Origin of the sequence: Streptomyces sp. NPDC001507, from assembly GCF_042894765.1 — a bacterium.
Classification (GTDB): Bacteria; Actinomycetota; Actinomycetes; order Streptomycetales; family Streptomycetaceae; genus Streptomyces.
In genome coordinates this window covers 378,434-398,320 of the sequence record NZ_JBIAVV010000006.1, presented here as the reverse complement: position 1 = coordinate 398,320, position 19,887 = coordinate 378,434, and the positions used below count along the sequence as shown (strand labels likewise).

Below are 19,887 nucleotides of genomic sequence, written 5' to 3'. Positions count from 1 at the left end.
CATTCTGTGGGGCCGGTGTGAGCCGGGTCCATCGTCGATTGATCACCTGGTGACCGAAGTGGGTCCGTTTTTGACGTATGCAAGTCAAATTGGGTTCAACCCTGGGGGATTCCTTTGCAATCCATGTGCGTGCGCTTTGCAAGCTGTGTTGATCCCAGGACCTAGCGTGAAGCTTCCGTGGGGGCTTGATCAACTGTGCCCCCGCTTTGGCGTGCGCTCAACCGGCCCTGACCTAAGGCCACTTGGGCGCCCACAGCAACACCCGGGGGCGGCTTCGCCGTGCCCTGGGCCGGGAACGGGGGAGCGCTCACCATGACACGAACGGCCGGGTTGGGAAGACGGATACGACGGGGCGTCAGACGGCTTCGTGGCCTCAGCCTCGCGACGACGGGTGTCCTCATGGTGAGCATGCTCGCCCCCGCCGCGGACGCGATGGCTGCGCCGGGTTGGCATCGGCACGTCTCCGCCCCCGCCGTGGCCAAGGACAAGCGGATTTCCTTCACGCACGCGAAGCCGAAGGCGGCAGCCGTGTCGAAGGGATTCACACGGTTCGATCCCGCGGGGCACGCGTCGTTGCCGGGTGCGGGGAGCTCGACGGTGTCGCTGACCGCTCCGCCCACCGGCGGGCGCTCCGCGCACGCGCCGACGGGTTCGGCGTCCTCGCAGCGAAGGGCATCGCGTGTGCGGGCGGGGTCGTCGCCGGTGCTGCTGTCGGCGGTGCGTTCGGGCACCACGGCGCGCCGGGTCCAGGTGACCACGGTCGACCAGAAGACCGCGCGGGCCGCCGGTGTGCACGGCGTGCTGTTCACCCTGCGCAGCGTGGGCGGTACCGGCTCCGGCAGCGTCGGGGTCGACGTGGACGACGCGACCTTCCGCAACGCCTTCGGCGGCGACTACGCCTCCCGGTTGCACCTGGTGCGGCTGCCGGCCTGCGTGCTGACGGCCCCTCGACTGCCACGGTGCCAGGCGCAGACCCCGCTGCGCACCAAGGCCGGTGCGCCGTTGTCGGCCCAGGTCTCGCTGCCGGCGACGACGACGTCCAAGACCCTTTCCGCGCACACCGCCGCGGCCTCAGGCGGCATGGTGGCGCTGGCCGCGACCTCGGGTACGAGCGGCTCGTCCGGCGACTACACGGCGAGCAGTCTGTCGTCCGGTGGCACGTGGTCCACTGCGGGCAACACCGGCGCCTTCACCTACAACTACCCCATCGCCGTGCCCGGAGCCATCGGCGGTTCGGCACCCACACTGACCCTGAACTACAACTCGGCGACCCAGGACGCGCGTACCGAGGGCACCAACAACCAGTCCTCGTGGCTGGGTGACGGCTGGTCGACCTCGGACAACTACATCGAGCGGACCTACAAGTCCTGCACGGACGACTCGTCGTCGGACGCGCCCAAGAACGACGGCGACGAGTGCTGGGCGGGCCAGATCCTTACCCTGTCGCTGGACGGGAAGTCCACGCCGATCGTCTACGACGACAGCACCAGGACGTTCCGCCCCGCGCAGGACGACTCCACCACGAAGATCGAGGATCTGACCGGCGCGACCAACGGCACCGACAACGGCGAGTACTTCAAGGTCACCGAGAACGGCATCCAGTACTACTTCGGCTGGAACCGCCTGCCAGGCTGGAGTTCCGGCAAGGAGGAGACCAGGTCGGCCTGGACGATGCCGGTCTACAAGGCGCACGGCGGGGTGTCGGACTGCCCGGCGGGCACCGACTTCGCGTCCAGCTCCTGCACTCTGGGCTACCGGTTCAACCTGGACTACGTCGTGGACCGCCACGGTAACGCGATGGCGTACTACTACGCGCCCGAGACGGGTTACTACGGCCCGGACATGAAGAACACCGCGGTGGCCTACATCCGCGGTGGGACGCTGAAGCGCATCGACTACGGCATGACCTCGTCCACGGTCTACTCGGGTACCGCACCGGAGCAGATCCTGTTCGACGCGACGGCGGAGCGTTGCATCGCGGGCACGCCCGCGGGCAACACGTGCTCGGACTCCCAGTTCACCAAGTCCAACCCGGACTACTGGCCGGATGTGCCGGTCGACCTGAACTGCGCCAAGGACGCGACGGACTGCACCAACCACGGGCCCAGTTTCTGGTCGCGCAAGCGTCTGACCTCGATCACCACGCAGGTGCAGGTCAACGGGGCGACCAAGCAGGTGGACCGCTACGACTTCACGCAGTCCTTCCCCGACGGCGGGGACCACGCCCCGACCCTGTGGCTGGACAGCATCAAGCACACCGGCCTGGACCTGCTCGGCGGGGCCTCCGCCAGTGCCTCAACCCCGTCGGTCAGTTTCGATCCGCCGTTGCAGCTGGCGAACCGGGTCGGGACGATCCCGCAGATGCCGTTGATGTACCACGACCGGATCCAGACGGTCACCACCGAGACCGGTGCGCAGACCACGGTGGCCTACGACACCCCGGACTGCTCCAGCGCCCCGGCAAGTGATCCGTCCGACCCGGCGGACGCGGCGGCGAAGGGGTTCGCCTCGACGAACAAGCTGCGGTGCTTCCCGGCGTACTGGACGCCGGACGGACAACCCGCGCCGATGCTGGACTGGTTCTATCTGCACCCGGTCAAATCGGTGACCACCATCGACCCGCACAACAACTACCAGGACGGCACCGAGCCGGAGTTGCTGACGGAGTACTCCTACAAGGGGAATCCGGGCTGGCACTACGACGACAACGAGACGGTCAAGAGCAAGAACCGCACCTGGGGCCAGTTCCGCGGCTTCCCGGAAGTGGACGTCACCACCGGTGACCCGAACGTCTTCCACTACACCGACGGGGCCAAGGTCTACGACCGGAAGACCCTCACCAAGACCTACTACTTCCTGGGCATGAACGGCGACACCATGCCGTCGGGGACTCGTAGCGTGCCCCCGCTCACCAGCCAGGACGGCAGCGTCAGCGTCGCCGACGACAACCCGCTGGCCGGGCAGGTCTTCGAGACCGACACCTACACCGGTGTGAACGGCGACATCGACAAGGCCGTCGTCAACGTTCCCAAGATCATCGGCCCCACCGCCACGCGGTCCCGGACCGGAATCGCGGACCTGACGGCGAACATGGTCCGTCCCGCCAGAACGCTGACCCGCCAAGCCGTCTCCTACGGCTGGCGCAAGACCGAGACCGACTCCTTCTACAACACGACACTGGGCCAGACCACCACCGGAATGGCTGTCCAGAGCGACGACCGGGGTGAGGTGGGTGCCACCGGCAACACCGCCAGCTGCACCTTCACCCGCTACCTCGACGGCACCCACGCAACCGTGGTGGTTACCGCCGAGAAGATCGTCACCGACCAGGACTGCAACAGCTCCGGGGCCACCCCCTCCGGAAACCTGGTCTCCGACACCCGCACGTCGTACGACGGGCACGCCTTCGCGTACAACGGCGACGGTCAGACCAACCCGGACCTGCCGAGCACGGGCGACGCCACGCTCGTCCAGAAGGCGTCGGCGTCCAGCGGGGCGAGTGCCACCAAGTTCGTCGACCAGACCCAGAGCACGTACGACTCCTACGGCCGAGTCGTACTGGCCACCCGGACGCCGCATTCCACCGCCCAGGACGGCAGCAGCCTGGCTCAGACGGTGGCGACCTCGTACACACCGGCCGCCGGCGCGCTGCCGACCAGCACCACCACCGCCACACAGGTCACCCCGGGCGCGCCCTGCACACCGGCCACCGCCTCGTCCAAGGACTGCCAGGTGGCGACCTCCGACCTGGATGCCGCCCGTGGCCTGCCCGTCACCAAGACCGATGTCGCCGGTCTGGTCACCTCGCTGTCCTACGACGCGCTCGGCCGGCTGACCGGTGTCTGGCTGCCCAACGCGAACAAGGCGTCCGGTGCCGCCGCCAGCATGACCTACAGCTACGCGCTGTCCGCCACGGCTCCTTCGGTGGTGTCCACCGGCACCTTGCTGGACAACGGCAGCTACAGCGTCAACGAGACGCTGTACGACGCCATGCTGCGCAGCCTGCAGACCCAGGTGACGGCGGAGAACGGCAGCACCACGGTCTCGGACACCCAGTACGACTCGCACGGCTGGACCGTGGTCACCAACAACAGCTACGCCGTCTCCGGGAACCCGGGCTCCAGCCTGGTGTCGGTCTCCCAGGTGACCATCCCCGCCACCACCGTCACCGACCACGACGCGATGGGACGCACCACCCGGAGCACCGAGGAGCACGACGGGGCCCAGACCTGGAACACCCGCACCGCCTACACGGGGGACAAGACCACCGTCATCCCGCCCACCGGTGCGGTCGCCACCACCACGGTGACCGATGCTCGCGGTCAGAACACCGAGCTCGACCAGTACACCGCGGCACCGACCGTCGGCGGCAGCGCGACCGACGGCTTCACCACCACCGGCGGGACCTCCCAGGCCACGCGTTACGGCTACAACGCGGCCGGCCAGCAGAACAAGGTGACCGGCCCCGACAACGCGGTGTGGTCCTTCGGCTACGACCTGCTGGGCCGCAAGACCTCGCAGGCGGACCCGGACGCCGGCACCAGCCGCTACGGCGTCGACGACGCCGGGAACCTCTTCTCCACCACCGACTCACGCGGCGACGAACTGGACTTCACCTTCGACCTGCTCGGCCGCAAGCTGACCGAGACGGACAAGGCGAAGAACTTCAAGGTCGCCTCCTGGCTGTACGACACCCTGCGGATCGGCCAGCAGACCTCGTCCACCCGCTATGTGCAGGGCGTGACGGGCGGATACACGGTCGCGACGACCGGCTACACCACACTGGGCAAGTCGACCGGCACGAAGATCACGCTGCCCGACAGCGAGGCGCCGCTGCCGACCAGCTACCAGACCACCTACACCTACACCCCCAAGACGCAGTTGCTGGCCTCCCAGGTCGATCCGCGTACCCAGGGCCTGATCGGCGAGACCATCACCTACGGGCACGACGTGCTCGGCAACCCGACCACGACCGCGAGCAGCGCCCAGACCTACGTCGGCGGCACCGTCTACACCAACTACGGCCAGCCCTCGCAGCTCACTCTGGGCGCGTCCAGCAACCCCGCCTGGATCACCTACTCCTACGACGACCAGACCCGCAAACCCACCGAGCGCCTCGTCTCGCGCACGCAGGCCCCCGGGCCGCAGGTGGACGACACCACGTACGCCTACGACGCCGCTGGCAACCCGCTGCTTGCCGCCGATCAGCAGTCCGAGACCGGCAACACGGTCACCGACACCCAGTGCTACCGGTACGACACACTGGCCCGGCTGTCCCAGGCATGGACGGCGAAGGGCGCCTGCCCGGCGCAGGGCACCGACCCCACCGCCGCGACCGTGGCCGGTACGGCCGGGTCGTACTGGCAGTCGTACAGCTACAACGCCATCGGTGACCGCACCCAGGTGGTCGACCACTCCACCACCGGTGGAGCGGACGTCACCACCGGCTACGTCGAAGGCTGCACCGCCGGTTGCAACGCCACCGGCGCCCAGCCGCACACCCTCACCAAGACCACCGGCGGGAGCGGCCCGGCCGACTTCGTCTACGACGCTGCGGGCAACCTGCTCACCCGCACGCCCACCGGCGGCGGCGCCGGCCAGAACCTGACCTGGGACGACGAAGGCCACCTGGCCCAGGCCGACACCACCGGAAGCAGCCCCACCACCACCAAGTACGTCTACGACGCCGACGGCAACCAGCTGATACGCCGCGACCCCGGGAAGACGACGCTGTTCGCGGGCGACACCGAGATCGTCGTCAACACCGGCGTCACTCCGAACGTCCTGCTCGGTGCCGTACGCACCTACGCGCACGGTGGCGCCGGCAGCGCGGTGGCGGTTCGCTCCAGCCTGCCCGGCGGAGGCACCGACTACCTCTTCGACGACCCGCACGGCACCGGCACCATGGCCATGGACACCACCACGCAGAAGGTGTCCCGTCAGCAGTACACGCCCTACGGTCAGCAGCGGGCCAACGCGAACGGCACCGCGTGGCCCGACCCCACCCACTCGTACCTCGGCAAGTCCCAGGAAGCCGCCACCGGTTACACCGACATCGGCGTCCGCAAGTACGACCCGGCGCTGGGACGCTTCATCAGCGTCGACCCCAAGTTCGAGGCCACCGACCCGCAGCAGCTCGGCGGCTACGCCTACGCCGGTGACAACCCCGTCACGAACGCCGACCCGAGCGGCCAGATGTACCCGGCGGACATGGGTCCCGGCCCGTCCTACCGCCCGCCGACGGACGCGACGGACTGGCTCTTCCGCGGCTCCACCGTGGACTTCGGTGGTTCGGAGCACATTCAGTCCAGCGGGTTCACACCGACCTCTTCGGACCCTGGTGTCTCCGTCCACTTCGCCGTCCAATCCGCGAACGACTACCACACGCAGGGCGTACTCCACATCCTGAACAGACAGGACCTCACCGACGTGGAGGTGATCGACAACTACGAACTGTCGCTCCGGTACGAGAGCGAGGTGCTGGTCGGGGCGTCCGCCAAGGACATTGCCAACCGGGCCCGGGTGACGATTCCGGTCGAGCAGGCGCGGGACATCCTCTCCAAGATGGGGGTGGACGTCGATCCGTCAACCCGGCTCGGTGATCTCAAATACAACATCGAGGCGACCCCGAAGCTGACCCCCGAGCAGATCGGGGAGTTCGCCAAGAGCGCCGGAGCCGACAGCGGTTCGGGCGGCGGTGCCGCCTCGACCGCGAGCAAGCTGGCGGACTCGGCGGGCGGCGACGCGGGCTTCATCTCGGTCGGCGGCGCGCTGAAGGGCAGCCTCTTCGTCGGCGCGGTGGCGCTCTCCGCCTACGACGTCGCCAAAGCACCGCCGGCCCAGCGGCTCCACACCGCCACGCGGGACGCCGCGGGCCTCGCGGGCGGCCTCGCGGGCGCTGCCTACGGCGCGGAGGTGGGTGCGGCCATCGGCTCGGCCATACCCGGGGCGGGTACCGTCGTCGGCGGTGTCGTCGGGGGTGTCGTCGGAGGCATCATCGGCAGCGGTGTGGCGTCCGATGTGGCCGACAAGGTAATGAATTGGTTCTGACCCTGGATGGAGGCATCCTCGCAATGAGCGGTACCGAGCCCGTCGGCCTGCTGCAAGTGGACCTCGTGTACGAGCGGCCCTCGGCGAACAGGGTGGTCTGTCACGCCCGCTGCGTCAGTGTGGGGCGGAGTATCTTCCCCGGCGATTCGGTGCTTCCGGTGGACAGCCCAGTGGATGCCGGGCTTTCCCCGGCCCGGGTGGTCCGGATGCACCGGCCGCCGTTCGGAGAGTTCTCCGAACTGTCCCCCGGCTGGCACGCCGTCGTCGATCTCGAGGGCATCGAGGGCACAGACCTGTCCTGGGTGCAGCCCGATGCGAACCTCCGAGTGGTCCCGCCGACGACCGGCACGGAGCAGGGACAGGCGGGCTGAGCACCGCCCGCGGCGGCACCCGGCCAGAACCTGTGATGTGTGATCGGCCCGACGCGCTGAAGATCTCTCCTCCGAGAGCCTCAGCGCGTCGGGCCGCAGAGGCTGGGCGGCCGCCGCAGAGCACGGACGGTCATACGGCACCCGATGCCAGGCGAGTCGACGGATGCGGGGAGCCCCGTGCACGGGGGACCGGGGAAGGCCGCTCGGGGACGAGGTCTGACGTGATGGCGTCGGCGCGCGGGACACGATGTGCGCTGGTGCCGTCTCGGCCAGTGCTCCGGCGACAGGTCTCGACGCGGGCAGCCGGTCACTGGACTGCCGACTGGCCGCCCGGAGTTGGATTTTGACGAATTGATGTCAACTTGCGTTCCAGCATGGGTAGTTCCTTTGCCTTTTCTGTGGAGATCCTTTGGGATCGGGGTCGGCCTCGGGTCCTAGCGTGATCTCCCGCGGGGGGACGTGATCGACGCGTGCCTCCGTTCGGACGTGCAGTCAAATCGCCACAGGTGAAGGTGACTTGGGCGATCCGGGACGGGGGAAGGGACGCACAGCATGGCGCGGACTACGGGGTGGAGACGCGGTCGGGTGGCCTGGGCCACTCGGAGGGTTCGTCGCACGGCAGCGGTGATGGTCGGTGCCTTGGTGGTGGGCCTGCTGCCCGCCGGCGTGGCCACAGCGGCCTCGTCGGTGCAGGAACATGTGGCAGCTCCCGCCGTTCCGCGCAACAAGCGGGTCCCCGTCATTCATGCCAGGCCCAAGCGGGGCTCCACGTCCAAGAGTTTCAAGCACTTCGATCCCAGTGGGCATGCGAAGCTTCCCGCGGCGGGCAGTGCCGTGGTCACTCTGCCGATTGCCACCGCCTCCGCGCGGCTGACCGCCAAGGCGACTCAGCTGCGGGCCAAGGGCACGCCCGTCCTGCTGGGAGCCGTGGCAGGAGCCGGGTCCAAGGCGGGCGCCGTCACCGGATCGCAGCGGGTGCGGGTGACCGTGCTGGACCAGAAGGCCGCGCGGGCGGCCGGTGTTCACGGTGTGCTCTTCACTCTCCAGCGCACCAGCCCCGGTGCCGGAAGGGTCGCGCTGCAGGTCGACGACTCGGCGTTCCGCTACGCCTTCGGCGGTGACTTTGCCGCCCGACTGCACCTGGTCCAGCTGCCCGCCTGCGCCCTGACCACGCCGAAGACGGCTAAGTGCCAGTCACAGAGCGCCGTGCGCACCGCCGCCGGAACACCGTTGTCCGCCCAGGTCACCGTTCCGGGCCCGGGCGTGGCGTCGCCGGGTGCCGCCGGCGCTGCCCGCTCGGCGATGACGTCCTCCGGTGCGACGGTGGTCATGGCGGCGACCTCGGGCACCGCTGGTTCGTCGGGTGACTACTCGGCGACCAGCCTGTCGCCCGGCGGTTCCTGGTCGACTTCGGGGAACACGGGCGCGTTCACCTACAGCTATCCGATCTCGGTGCCGCCGGCGATCGGCGGCGCGGTCCCGAACGTCGATCTCGCCTACAGCTCCGCCGGCCAGGACGCACGCACCGAGGGGACCAACAACCAGTCCTCGTGGCTGGGCGACGGCTGGACCTCGGCGGAGAACTACGTCGAGCGCACGTACAAGTCCTGCAGGGACGACTCGTCGTCCGGGGCGCCGAAGAACGACGGCGACCAGTGCTGGGCGGGACAGATCCTCACCCTGTCGCTGAACGGCAAGTCCACCGACATCGTCTACGACGACTCGACCAAGACCTTCCGCCCCGCCGACGACAGTTCCACGACCAAGATCGAGGACCTGACCGGCGCCACGAACGGTACGGCGAACGGGGAGTACTTCAAGGTCACCGAAGGTGGCGTGCAGTACTTCTTCGGCCGTAACCGCCTGCCTGGCTGGAGCAGTGGCAAGGACGAGACGAAGTCGGTGTGGACCGAACCGGTCTACCACGCGCACAGCGGCGTGTCCGACTGCCCGGACAGCACCGACTTCGCCGCCACCTCCTGCACGCTGGGCTACCGCTTCAACCTGGACTACGTGGTCGACACCCACAGCAACGCCACCGCCTGGTACTACACGCCGGATACCGGCTACTACGGCGCGGACATGAAGGACACCGCGGTGACGTACACCCGCGGCGGCACTTTGTCCCGCGTCGACTACGGCATGACCTCCTCGACGATCTACTCGGCCACCGCGCCGGAGCAGATCGTCTTCGACACCGCGGAGCGGTGCATCCCCGGCGCTCCGTCGGGCAACACCTGTGCGGACAGCCAGTTCACGCCCGCCAACGCCGCGTACTGGCCAGACGTGCCGATCGACCTGAACTGCACCAAGGACGCCAGCTGCACCAACCACGGCCCGAGCTTCTGGTCCCGTAAGCGCCTGACGTCGATCACCACCCAGATCCAGTCGGGCGGGTCGACCAAGCAGGTCGACAAGTACACGTTCACCCAGTCCTTCCCCGACGGCGGCGACCACGCCCCCACGCTCTGGCTGGACTCCATCCAGCGCACCGGCCTGGACACCCTGGGCGGAGCCTCCGGCAGCACCTCGACTCCGGCGGTGAGCTTCGACCCGCCGCTGCAACTGCCCAACCGGGTCGGCACGATCCCGCAGATGCCGCTGATGTACCACGACCGGATTCAGGTGGTCACCAGCGAGTCCGGCGCGCAGACAACGGTCACCTACGACCGGCCCAACTGCTCCAGCGCCCCGGCCAGCGACCCGAACGACCCCACGGACGCGGCTGCCCAGACCTTCGCCTCCACCAACACGCTGTCGTGCTTCCCGGTGTACTGGACCCCTGACGGGCAGCCCGCGCCGTGGATGGACTGGTTTTACAAGTACAAGGTCACCTCGGTCGTCACCGAGGACCCGAACAACTCCTATCAGGACGGTACCCAGCCCAAGCTGGAGACGGACTACGCCTACAAGGGCAACCCCGGCTGGCACCATGACGACAACGAACTCGTCAAGGCGAAGAACCGTACCTGGGGCCAGTTCCGGGGCTATCCGGAAGTGGACGTCACCACCGGCGACCCCACCGTCTTCCACAAGACGGACGGCGCCGAGGTTCACGACCAGAAGACGCTGACGAAGACGTACTACTTCTTGGGCATGAACGGCGACACACTGCCCGGCGGCAAGACCCGCTCGGTACCGGCGCTGACCAGCCAGGACGGCGCCACCTCGGTCGCCGACGACAACGCCCTGGCGGGGCAGGCCTTCGAGACCGACACCTACACCAGTGCCGCGGGCAGCCTGGACAAGGCCGTCGTCACGGTTCCCACGATCATCGGTCCCACGGCCACCCGCGGCCGCAGTGGCGTGCCGGATCTGACGGCGCAGATGGTCCGCACCGCCAAGACGCTGACCCGGCAGGCCGTGTCCTACGGCTGGCGCAAGACCGAGACCGACACCTTCTACAACACGGCGTTGGGCAAGTCGACCACGGGCATGTCCGTGCAGGCCGACGACCGCGGTGAGCCCGCGGCGGGCGACAACGTCGCCAAGTGCACCTACACCCGCTACCTCACCGGTAGTACGGACACCGTGGTGGTGCCGGCCGAGACAATCACCACGGCGCAGGACTGCTCGACCGCAGGTGCCACCCCCGGCGGCACCCTGATCTCCGACACCCGCACCTCCTACGACACCAACGCCTTCGCCTACGACGGTGACGGGCAGACGAATCCGACCCTGCCCAAGACCGGTGACGCCACTCTCGTCCAGGTGGCATCCGCCGCCAGCGGTGCCAGTGCGACCGCCTTCGTCGACCAGACCGCCACCAGGTATGACTCCTACGGCCGCACGGCGAAGGTCACCCGGACCCCGAACTCGACCTCGCCGGACGGCAAGAGCCTCGCCCAGACCGTCTTCACCTCCTACAGCCCGGCGAGCGGCGCGCTGCCCACCGGCAGCACGGTCATCACCCAGGTCACGCCCGGCACGGACTGCTCCACGGCCACCGCGTCCTCCAAGGACTGCCAGCTCGCGAGCGACACCCTGGACCCGGCCCGAGCCCTGCCCACCGCCAAGACCGACGCGGCCGGCCTGCTCACCTCACTTACGTACGACGCGCTCGGCCGTCTGACCGGAGTGTGGCTGCCCAACGAGGTCAAGGCCAACAGCGCACCGGCGAACACGACCTACACCTACGCCATGTCCCAGTCGGCACCGTCGGTCGTCGCTGCCAACACGCTGCTCGACAATGGCAGCTACCAGACCAGCCAGACGCTGTACGACGCGATGCTGCGGCCCTTGCAGGTCCAGGTGACGGCGGAGAACTCCAGCACCGCGGTCTCGGACACCCAGTACGACTCCCACGGCTGGACGGTCGTCACCAACAACAACTACAGCGTCTCGGGCAGCCCCCGCAGCACCCTGATCCCCGTCTCCCAGGTGACCGTCCCCGACACCACCGTCACCGACTACGACGGGCAGGGCCGGACCGACCTGGTCACCGAGGAACACAACGGGTCCAAGACCTGGAACACGACCACCGCCTACACCGGAGACAAGACCACCGTCCTGCCGCCCAAGGGCGGGGTGGCCTCCACCAAGGTCGTCGACGCCCGCGGCCAGACCACCGAACTCGACCAGTACACCGTCCCGCCCACCGTGTCCGGGACCGCGGCCGCCGGTTTCACCGCCACCGGCGGAACTCCCTCGGCCACGACCTACGGATACACGGCCGCGGGCATGCAGCACCAGGTCACGGGCCCCGACAAGACGGCGTGGACGTCCGAGTACGACCTGCTGGGCCGCAAGAAGTCCCAGACCGACCCGGACGTGGGCAAGAGCAGCTACGGCTACGACGACGCCGGCAACCTCGTGTCCACCACCGACGAGGCCAAGCAGACCGAACTCGACTACACCTACGACCTCCTGGGCCGCAAGCTCACCGCCACCGACAAGTCGAAGTCCAACTTCCAGTTCGCCTCCTGGGCCTACGACACACTGCGCATCGGCCTGCCGACCTCCTCCACGCGTTACGTCCAGGGCGTCACCGGCGGCTACACGGTCGCCGCCACCGGCTACACCACCCTCGGCAAGCCGACCGGCACCAAGATCACCCTGCCCGACTCCGAGGCCCCGCTGCCCTCGACCTACACCACGACCTACACCTACACGTCCCGCGACCAGTTGCTCGCCTCGCAGAGCGATCCGCGCACCCAGGGACTCAGCAACGAGGTCATCACCTACGACCGCGACGCACTGGGCAATCCGAACATCACCAAGAGCAGTGCCTTCACGTACGTCAGCGGGACCGTGTACACGGACTTCGGCGCGCTGTCCCAGGTCACCCAGGGCGCCTCGACCAACCCGGCCACGACCACCTACGACTACGACGCCCAGACCCTCCGGATGACGGACCGTGTGATCAGCCGGACCCAGGCGCCCGGCCCGACGGTCGATGACACCAAGTACGCCTACGACGCCTCCGGCAACCCCACCTCCATCACCGACCAGCAGTCGGAGACCGGCACCACCGTCACCGACCAGCAGTGCTTCACCTACGACGCCCTGGCCCGGCTCACCGACGCCTGGACCGCCAACGACAACTGCACCGCCAAACCGCCCACCAGCAGCACTGTTACCACGGCGCCCGGCTCGTACTGGCAGACCCTCAGCTACGACGCCATCGGCAACCGCCACCAGAGCATCGACCACGCCATCGGCAGCACCAGCAGCACGGTCACCACCACCTATACCGACGGGTGCACCGCCAACTGCAACTCCACCGGCGCCCAGCCCCACACCCTCACCGCCACGACCGGCGGTACCAATCCCACGGCCTTCGGCTACGACGAGAACGGCAACCTGCACACCCGTACCCCCACCACCGGCCCAGGCCAGACCCTGACCTGGGACGACGAGGGTCACCTGGCCGAGGTGGACACCACCGGCGCCAGCCCCACGAGCACCAGGTACCTCTACGACGCCGACGGCAACCAGCTCATCCGTCGCGACCCCGGCCAGACCACGCTCTTCGCCGGCGACACCGAGATCGTCGTCAACACCAGCGTCACCCCCAACACCCTGCTCGGCGCCCTGCGTTCCTACCTCCACGGCGGCGCAGGCACCCCCGTTGCCCTCCGCTCCAGCCTCACCGGCGGCGGACTCAAGTACCTCTTCAGCGACACCCACGGCACCTCGACCCTGGCGATGGACGCCACCACCCAGCAGGTCGCCCGCCAGCAGTACACCCCCTACGGCCAGCCACGCAGCAGCGCCAACACCGTCACCTGGCCCGACCCCACCCACTCCTACCTCGGCAAACCCCAGGACAGCAGCACCGGCTACACCGACATCGGCGCCCGCAAGTACGACCCCACCCTGGGCCGCTTCATCAGCGTCGACCCGGTGTTCGAAGCCACCAACCCCCAGGAACTCGGCGGCTACACCTACGCCGCCGACAACCCCGTCGCCTCAGCCGACCCGACCGGCCTCGAATCGTGCTTCCCGAGCGCCTACTGCTCCGGCAGCAACGGCACCTACGGGCCCTACAAGTCGCACAACGACCCCCAGTCGCCCGACTACGACGGAACCAGCTACGACGCACCCGGAGACGAAGGCACCCTGCCGCCGATGAAGCTCATGAAGAGCTTCAACAGTGCGCATCCGGTACCCACCATCAAAATGATGGTGAACTACGGGACCTACCGTTCTGACCTTTCCCCGGCGAGAAACGTCGAACTGTACTTCCGGGAACGGTGCACCGGCGAAGATCTTCTGTGGACCAGTTCGTGCCAGGGATTCCAGCAGTACTACCACACCTGGGCCGACATCAAGGACGTCCCGAGCAACCCCTGCGAGGCTGTGAGTCTGTGTCAGTCCCTCGGCGATCTGGCTGTGGGAATGTTCGCCAAGGGTGGCCTGGCGGAGGAGGCTGCTGCGGAGGGTGTGCCGATCTGCAGCTTCGATCCGCAGACTCCGGTCCTCATGGCGGGCTGGAAGACAAAACCCATCGGCAGCATCGAACCGGGTGACCGGGTGGAGAGTGCCGACCCCGCCACCGGTAAGCACCGCGGCTCGCGCAAGGTCACCGCTCGCCTGGTTCACCATGACGACGACCTCGTCGACGTGACGATCCGCGGCGCAGACGGTCACGAAGCGACGCTCCACACCACGGCCCGGCACCCCTTCTGGGATGACACCCTCCACACCTGGATCCCCGCCGGCCAACTCAAGACCGGTCACGTCCTCAACACCGCCACCGACCACCACGTCCGCATCGACGCGGTGATCGCCCGCCCCGGTGCCGCGGACATGTACAACCTCACCGTCCAGCAACTCCACACGTACTATGTGCTGGCGGGGAACATACCGGTTCTGGTTCACAACTCCGGTGGTTGTATTCCGTGGTCGAGCGGAAGCGTTTCCAGAGCGTTCAAATCCCTGACTGATGGCGCGACGAGCGTCACGGTAAAGAGTCGTGCTGAAGCGGAAGAGCTCTTCTTTCGGACGTATCAAGGGGAAGGGTACAGGAACGCATCCGGAATGGACGGCGTCGGAACAAAGCAGTACTACGGAACCAAGCGCGGCACGTATCACTGGGATGACCAGCTCGGGGAGGACGGCCGAGTCCTTGGGCACGGTGAAGGAAACCGTGACGGGGATCTTCCGCATCTTCAAGTCCATACCTTCGACGGTCCGATCGTTCGAATCTTCTGGGAGCCCTGACATGCAGATTCAGGCGATGAACCGGCTTCTCATGTCCAAATCGGAGATCGCTGCTCGCAGGGCGCCCAGCTCCGCAGAGAGCGAGTCGTGGATCTGGGTTATACCGCTTCGATCCGGAGAATTCAGAGTTCGTGCATTCGAAGTTCTTCGTGATCTGTTGGCCGACGGCAATGACATCTATGACGGGAACATGTCGATCGTCCATGACGAGGTCGTCTCGTCGATCGACGATGTTGACGAGTCGGTCATCCGGGCGGGTGTCGACCCCGAAGAGCTGGATGTTCCATGGAAATGTGATTTTCCGCTTTAGTCGTACGGTCACCCATTTCGCAAAGGCCGAGTGGTGACGTACAAGAGTGGGTCTTTCGGTGGCTGAGCCAAGATATTTCCGAGTGAGGCACCCCGCTCATCGTCGCCCGCGAGGGTGACCGCCGCTGCGAACTCCCGCCGTGTCGGCGGGGCCGACTTCTCCCGCCGGCACCGCTGACACGGCGCTGCGGCACACCTGTGCATCGATCGTGCTGGAGGCCTGAAAGTCAGTCGTGAGAGTGCACGGCGGCGATCACCCTCGGTTACTATGTTCACTTCATACCGGAGGTCGGCAGCAAGGGGCGGTCCCAGGTCGGCCATGGGCTGCAAGGTCAATGAAGTGGATGGCCTGAGAGAATGCTGAGAGAGGTCACCGCGACCCGCTATGTCGCGCCCCTGCACTCCGGCGGCTCCGTGCCCGGCATCGTCGAGGCCGACGACCTGGGGACGTACGTCGTGAAGTTCACCGGGTCCGCGCAGGGGCGCAAGGCGCTGGTCGCCGAGGTGATCGTGGGGGAGCTGGCGCGGGCGCTCGGGCTGCGGTTCCCGGAGCTGGTCCTGGTGCACTTCGACCCGGTGATCGCCGGGGACGAGCCGCACCAGGAGGTGCGCGACCTGCACGCGGCCAGCGGCGGGGTGAACCTCGGAATGGACTTCCTGCCCGGTGCGGAGGACTTCACCCCCGAGGTCGCCGAGGTCTTCCCGGTGGACCCGCTGGAGGCGGGCCGGATCGTCTGGCTGGACGCGCTCACCGTCAACGTCGACCGTACGGTGCACAGCTCCAACCTCATGGTCTGGCCGACCCTCGGCATCGCACCCCCGCGCCTGTGGCTCATCGACCACGGCGCCGCGCTCGTCTTCCACCACCGCTGGGACACCTCGGCCCCCGGGAAGCCGTACGACTTCCGGCACCACGCCCTCGGCCGGTACGGCCCCGACACCCGGGCCGCCGACGCCGAACTCGCGCCCAGGGTGACCGAACAGCTGCTCCGGGACGTCCTCGCCGAGGTCCCGGACGCCTGGCTCACCGGCTTCGGGACGCCCGAGGAGACGCGCGAGGCCTACGTCGGCTACCTGCTGGCCCGGGTGCGGGCCTCCGCCGAGTGGCTCCCCACCGATTTCCCGGGCCGCGACCAACTCGCGGCCGAGGAGGCCGCCCGCGCGGACAGGACCCGGCGGGGCCGCCCGGCCTGGCTGCAGCGAGTCCCCGACCTGCACGGAAAGCCCGCGGCCCAACAGGATTGGTCGGTACACCTGGGATGAGCGACAGCCGACGCGTAGAGATCGAGTACTGCACCCAGTGCCGCTGGCTGCCACGGGCGGCCTGGCTGGCGCAGGAGCTGCTGACCACCTTCGAGACCGAGCTGACGGAACTGGCGCTGAAGCCCGGCAGGGGCGGCGTGTTCGTCGTACGGGTCGGTGACGAGGTGGTCTGGGACCGGCGCGAACAGGGATTCCCCGAGCCCACGGCCGTGAAGCAGGCCGTACGCGACCGAGTGGCCCCGGGGAAGTCCCTGGGCCACTCGGACAAGCCGGCGCAGGACTAGCTCAGCCGCGCAGCTGCTGGTACGCGGGCAGCGTCAGGAAGTCCGCGTAGTTCTCGTCGAGGGCGACCGTGAGCAGCAGGTCGTGGGCCTGCTGCCAGTGGCCGGCCGCGAAGGCCTCGTCGCCGATCTCCGCGCGGACGGCGTCGAGTTCCTCGGCGGCGATCTTGCGGGCCAGCTCCGGCGTGGCCTTCTCGCCGTTCTCGAACTCGACACCGGCGTTGATCCACTGCCAGATCTGCGAGCGCGAGATCTCCGCGGTGGCCGCGTCCTCCATGAGGTTGAAGATGGCCACCGCGCCGAGCCCGCGCAGCCACGCCTCGATGTAACGGATCCCCACCTGGACGGCGTTGACCAGACCTGCGTAGGTCGGCTTCGCCTCCAGCGAGTCGACCGCGATCAGGTCGGCGGCCTCGACGTGGACGTCCTCGCGCAGCCGGTCCTTCTGGTTGGGCTTGTCGCCGAGGACCCGGTCGAAGGACTCCATGGCGATCGGGACCAGGTCGGGGTGGGCGACCCAGGAGCCGTCGAAACCGTCGTTCGCCTCGCGGTCCTTGTCGGCGCGGACCTTCTCGAAGGCGACCTTGTTGACCTCGGGATCGCGGCGGGACGGGATGAAGGCCGCCATGCCGCCGATCGCGTGCGCGCCGCGCTTGTGGCAGGTGCGGACCAGGAGTTCGGTGTACGCCCGCATGAACGGGGCCGTCATGGTGACCGCGTTGCGGTCCGGGAGGACGAACCGGGGCCCTCCGTCACGGAAGTTCTTCACGATGGAGAACAGGTAGTCCCAGCGGCCGGCGTTCAACCCCGAGGCGTGGTCGCGCAGTTCGTAGAGGATCTCCTCCATCTCGTACGCGGCCGTGATCGTCTCGATCAGCACGGTGGCGCGGACGGTGCCCTGCGGGATGCCGACGTAGTCCTGTGCGAAGACGAACACGTCGTTCCAGAGCCGGGCTTCGAGGTGCGACTCGGTCTTCGGGAGGTAGAAGTACGGTCCCTTGCCGAGGTCGAGGAGCCGCTGCGCGTTGTGGAAGAAGTAGAGGCCGAAGTCGACGAAGGCGCCGGGCACCTGCTCGCCGTCCACCTCGACGTGCCGCTCGTTCAGGTGCCAGCCGCGCGGCCGCATGACGACCGTCGCCAGCTCCTCGTCCGGGCGCAGGGCGTACGACTTGCCGCTCGCCGGGTCCGTGAAGTCGATGTTCCGGCTGTAGGCGTCGATCAGGTTCAGCTGGCCCAGGACGACGTTCTCCCAGGTCGGAGCGGAGGCGTCCTCGAAGTCGGCGAGCCAGATCCGGGCGCCCGAGTTGAGGGCGTTGATGGTCATCTTGCGGTCGGTGGGACCGGTGATCTCGACCCTGCGGTCGTTCAGCGCCGCGGGGGAGGGGGCCACCCGCCAGGAGTCGTCCGCGCGGACGGCGGCGGTCTCCGGGAGGAAGTCCAGGGTCGAGGTGCGGGCGATCTCGGCGCGGCGCTCGGCGCGGCGGGCGAGGAGTTCGGCGCGGCGCGGCGAGAACCGCCGGTGCAGCTCGGCCACGAAGGCGAGCGCCGCGTCGGTGAGGACCTCATCCTGCCGGGGCAGGGGCTCGGCGTCGACGATGGCCGGCGGAGACGGCGCTGGTGCGGACATGAGCTGTCACTTCCTTCAGCGGTGGCACCGGGTGCCAGTCGTTCCGGGTAGAGCGAAGCACGCCTGATCAGGGGACCGGTGCTTCTGAACAGTGGATACTAGTTTTCTCATCGTGGAAGTTCAATGGTTTGTTGACGTCGAGATTCTCCGGGTCGAGCAAAGGTGGCGCTCGGTGCCATCCCGTTCACTCAAGGTGGCTCAGGTCCGCTTCCGTGTCTATGTCGTACGGCTCGGCCACGTCCCCGCACTCGACTAGCGTGATCGCCTCCTCGTGGGAACCGAGGTAGGCGCGGGCACCACGGTCCCCGGTCGCGCTCGCGGCGATCCCCGCCCAGTGCGCCGAGCCGAACAGGACGGGATGGCCGCGCACCCCGTCGTACGCGGCCGACACCAGCGAGTTCCCGTCCCGGTACCCGCCGAGTACCCGCGCCACGGCCGCGCCCCCGATCCCGGGCTGGTCAACCAGGTACACCAGGGCGGCCCGCGCCCCCGTCCCGGCGAGCGACTCCAGCCCCACCCGCAGCGAGGACCCCATGCCGTCGGCCCAGTCCGGGTTCTCCACGACCACGCAGCCGCCGAGTTCGGCCCGCGCCCGCACCTCGTCCGCGCGGGCCCCCAGGACCACGTGTACGGGTCCGCAGCCGCCCGCCCGCAGCACCCCGGCCGCGTATTCCACCAGCGGCCGTCCCCGGTGGGTCAGCAGCGCCTTGGGCCGCCCGCCGAGCCGTCTGCCACCGCCGGCGGCGAGCAGCAGCCCGGCGATCCGTTCCCGCGTGTCCGTCATGCGTCCTGCATACCCGACGCCGGAGCGGACGGCCGGTTCCGAAGGGCTGAAATTCGGTCCGCGCTGTAGCGCTTTCCGTACGGGAGGGCGTTTACTGACCCGCGTCCCCGGGCGCCCGACCACCGTTCAGGGCACCTGGAGAGGGGGGAGAGCTGTGTTGCGGAGCTTGGGACAGAGGCCAGTGACCGGCAGCGACGAGGATCCGAGGGTGACGGAACTGCGCACGGCGGTCTCCCGGCTGCGCCGTGAACTGGCCGCACATCCGGCCGAGTTCCCGGACCGCGCGATAGCCGAGGACGAACTGGCGGCCCTGGCCGCGATGGCCACCGGCGGCCTGCCGGAGATCCCCCGCCTGCGCCGCTCCCTGTTACTGGTCGCGGGCGCCATCGGCTCGATGAGCGCCCTGTCCAGGGGTCTGTCGGAGGTACGGCAGGCGGTGGACCTGTTCGGTGAAACGCCGAGACGCTGAGCGCCCCGTCAGGGGCGCGGGAACTGCGCGCTCGGCCCCCACCCACCCGCACCCGGCAACGCTCCCGT

9 protein-coding genes are annotated in these 19,887 nt (G+C 68.4%); 7 read left to right on the top strand and 2 right to left on the bottom strand.

Annotation, left to right across the window (positions count from 1 at the left end; genetic code table 11):
* Window positions 1-681 precede the first annotated feature (681 nt).
* The 6 genes from ACFY0K_RS21830 (at window position 682) to ACFY0K_RS21805 (ending at window position 16,942) form a co-directional block, all read left to right on the top strand.
* On the top strand, window positions 682-7,050 hold the full coding sequence (locus ACFY0K_RS21830) for an RHS repeat domain-containing protein (protein ID WP_390641207.1): 6,369 nt from the start codon (window positions 682-684) through the stop codon (window positions 7,048-7,050).
* A 23-nt stretch (window positions 7,051-7,073) separates the two neighbouring features.
* Complete coding sequence (locus ACFY0K_RS21825; protein WP_390641206.1) at window positions 7,074-7,421, top strand: hypothetical protein; 348 nt, start codon at window positions 7,074-7,076, stop codon at window positions 7,419-7,421.
* An 834-nt stretch (window positions 7,422-8,255) separates the two neighbouring features.
* Window positions 8,256-15,086: a polymorphic toxin-type HINT domain-containing protein gene (locus ACFY0K_RS21820; protein ID WP_390641205.1), complete on the top strand. Its 6,831-nt coding sequence runs from the start codon at window positions 8,256-8,258 to the stop codon at window positions 15,084-15,086.
* A 1-nt stretch (window position 15,087) separates the two neighbouring features.
* Window positions 15,088-15,396, top strand: coding sequence for a hypothetical protein (locus ACFY0K_RS21815; RefSeq protein ID WP_390641204.1), 309 nt, complete (start codon window positions 15,088-15,090; stop codon window positions 15,394-15,396).
* Between the two features lie 356 nt (window positions 15,397-15,752).
* Window positions 15,753-16,658: a HipA family kinase gene (locus tag ACFY0K_RS21810; RefSeq protein ID WP_390641203.1), complete on the top strand. Its 906-nt coding sequence runs from the start codon at window positions 15,753-15,755 to the stop codon at window positions 16,656-16,658.
* Window positions 16,655-16,942, top strand: coding sequence for a SelT/SelW/SelH family protein (locus tag ACFY0K_RS21805; protein WP_390641202.1), 288 nt, complete (start codon window positions 16,655-16,657; stop codon window positions 16,940-16,942). Before ACFY0K_RS21810 ends, ACFY0K_RS21805 begins: the two co-directional genes overlap by 4 nt.
* 1 nt (window position 16,943) lies before the next feature.
* On the opposite strand, the gene aceB is transcribed toward ACFY0K_RS21805, so the two are convergent.
* Window positions 16,944-18,566: a malate synthase A gene (gene aceB, locus ACFY0K_RS21800; protein ID WP_390641201.1), complete on the bottom strand. Its 1,623-nt coding sequence runs from the start codon at window positions 18,564-18,566 to the stop codon at window positions 16,944-16,946.
* Window positions 18,567-18,750: 184 nt separating this feature from the next.
* Window positions 18,751-19,350 carry an NTP transferase domain-containing protein gene (locus ACFY0K_RS21795; RefSeq protein WP_390641200.1) on the bottom strand — a complete coding sequence of 200 codons (600 nt, stop codon included), beginning with the start codon at window positions 19,348-19,350 and terminating at the stop codon, window positions 18,751-18,753.
* Window positions 19,351-19,504: 154 nt separating this feature from the next.
* On the opposite strand from ACFY0K_RS21795, the gene ACFY0K_RS21790 reads away from it, so the two are divergent.
* Window positions 19,505-19,819, top strand: a complete 315-nt coding sequence (locus ACFY0K_RS21790) for a DUF5955 family protein (protein ID WP_390641199.1) — start codon at window positions 19,505-19,507, stop codon at window positions 19,817-19,819.
* The last annotated feature ends 68 nt before the right edge of the window (window positions 19,820-19,887 follow it).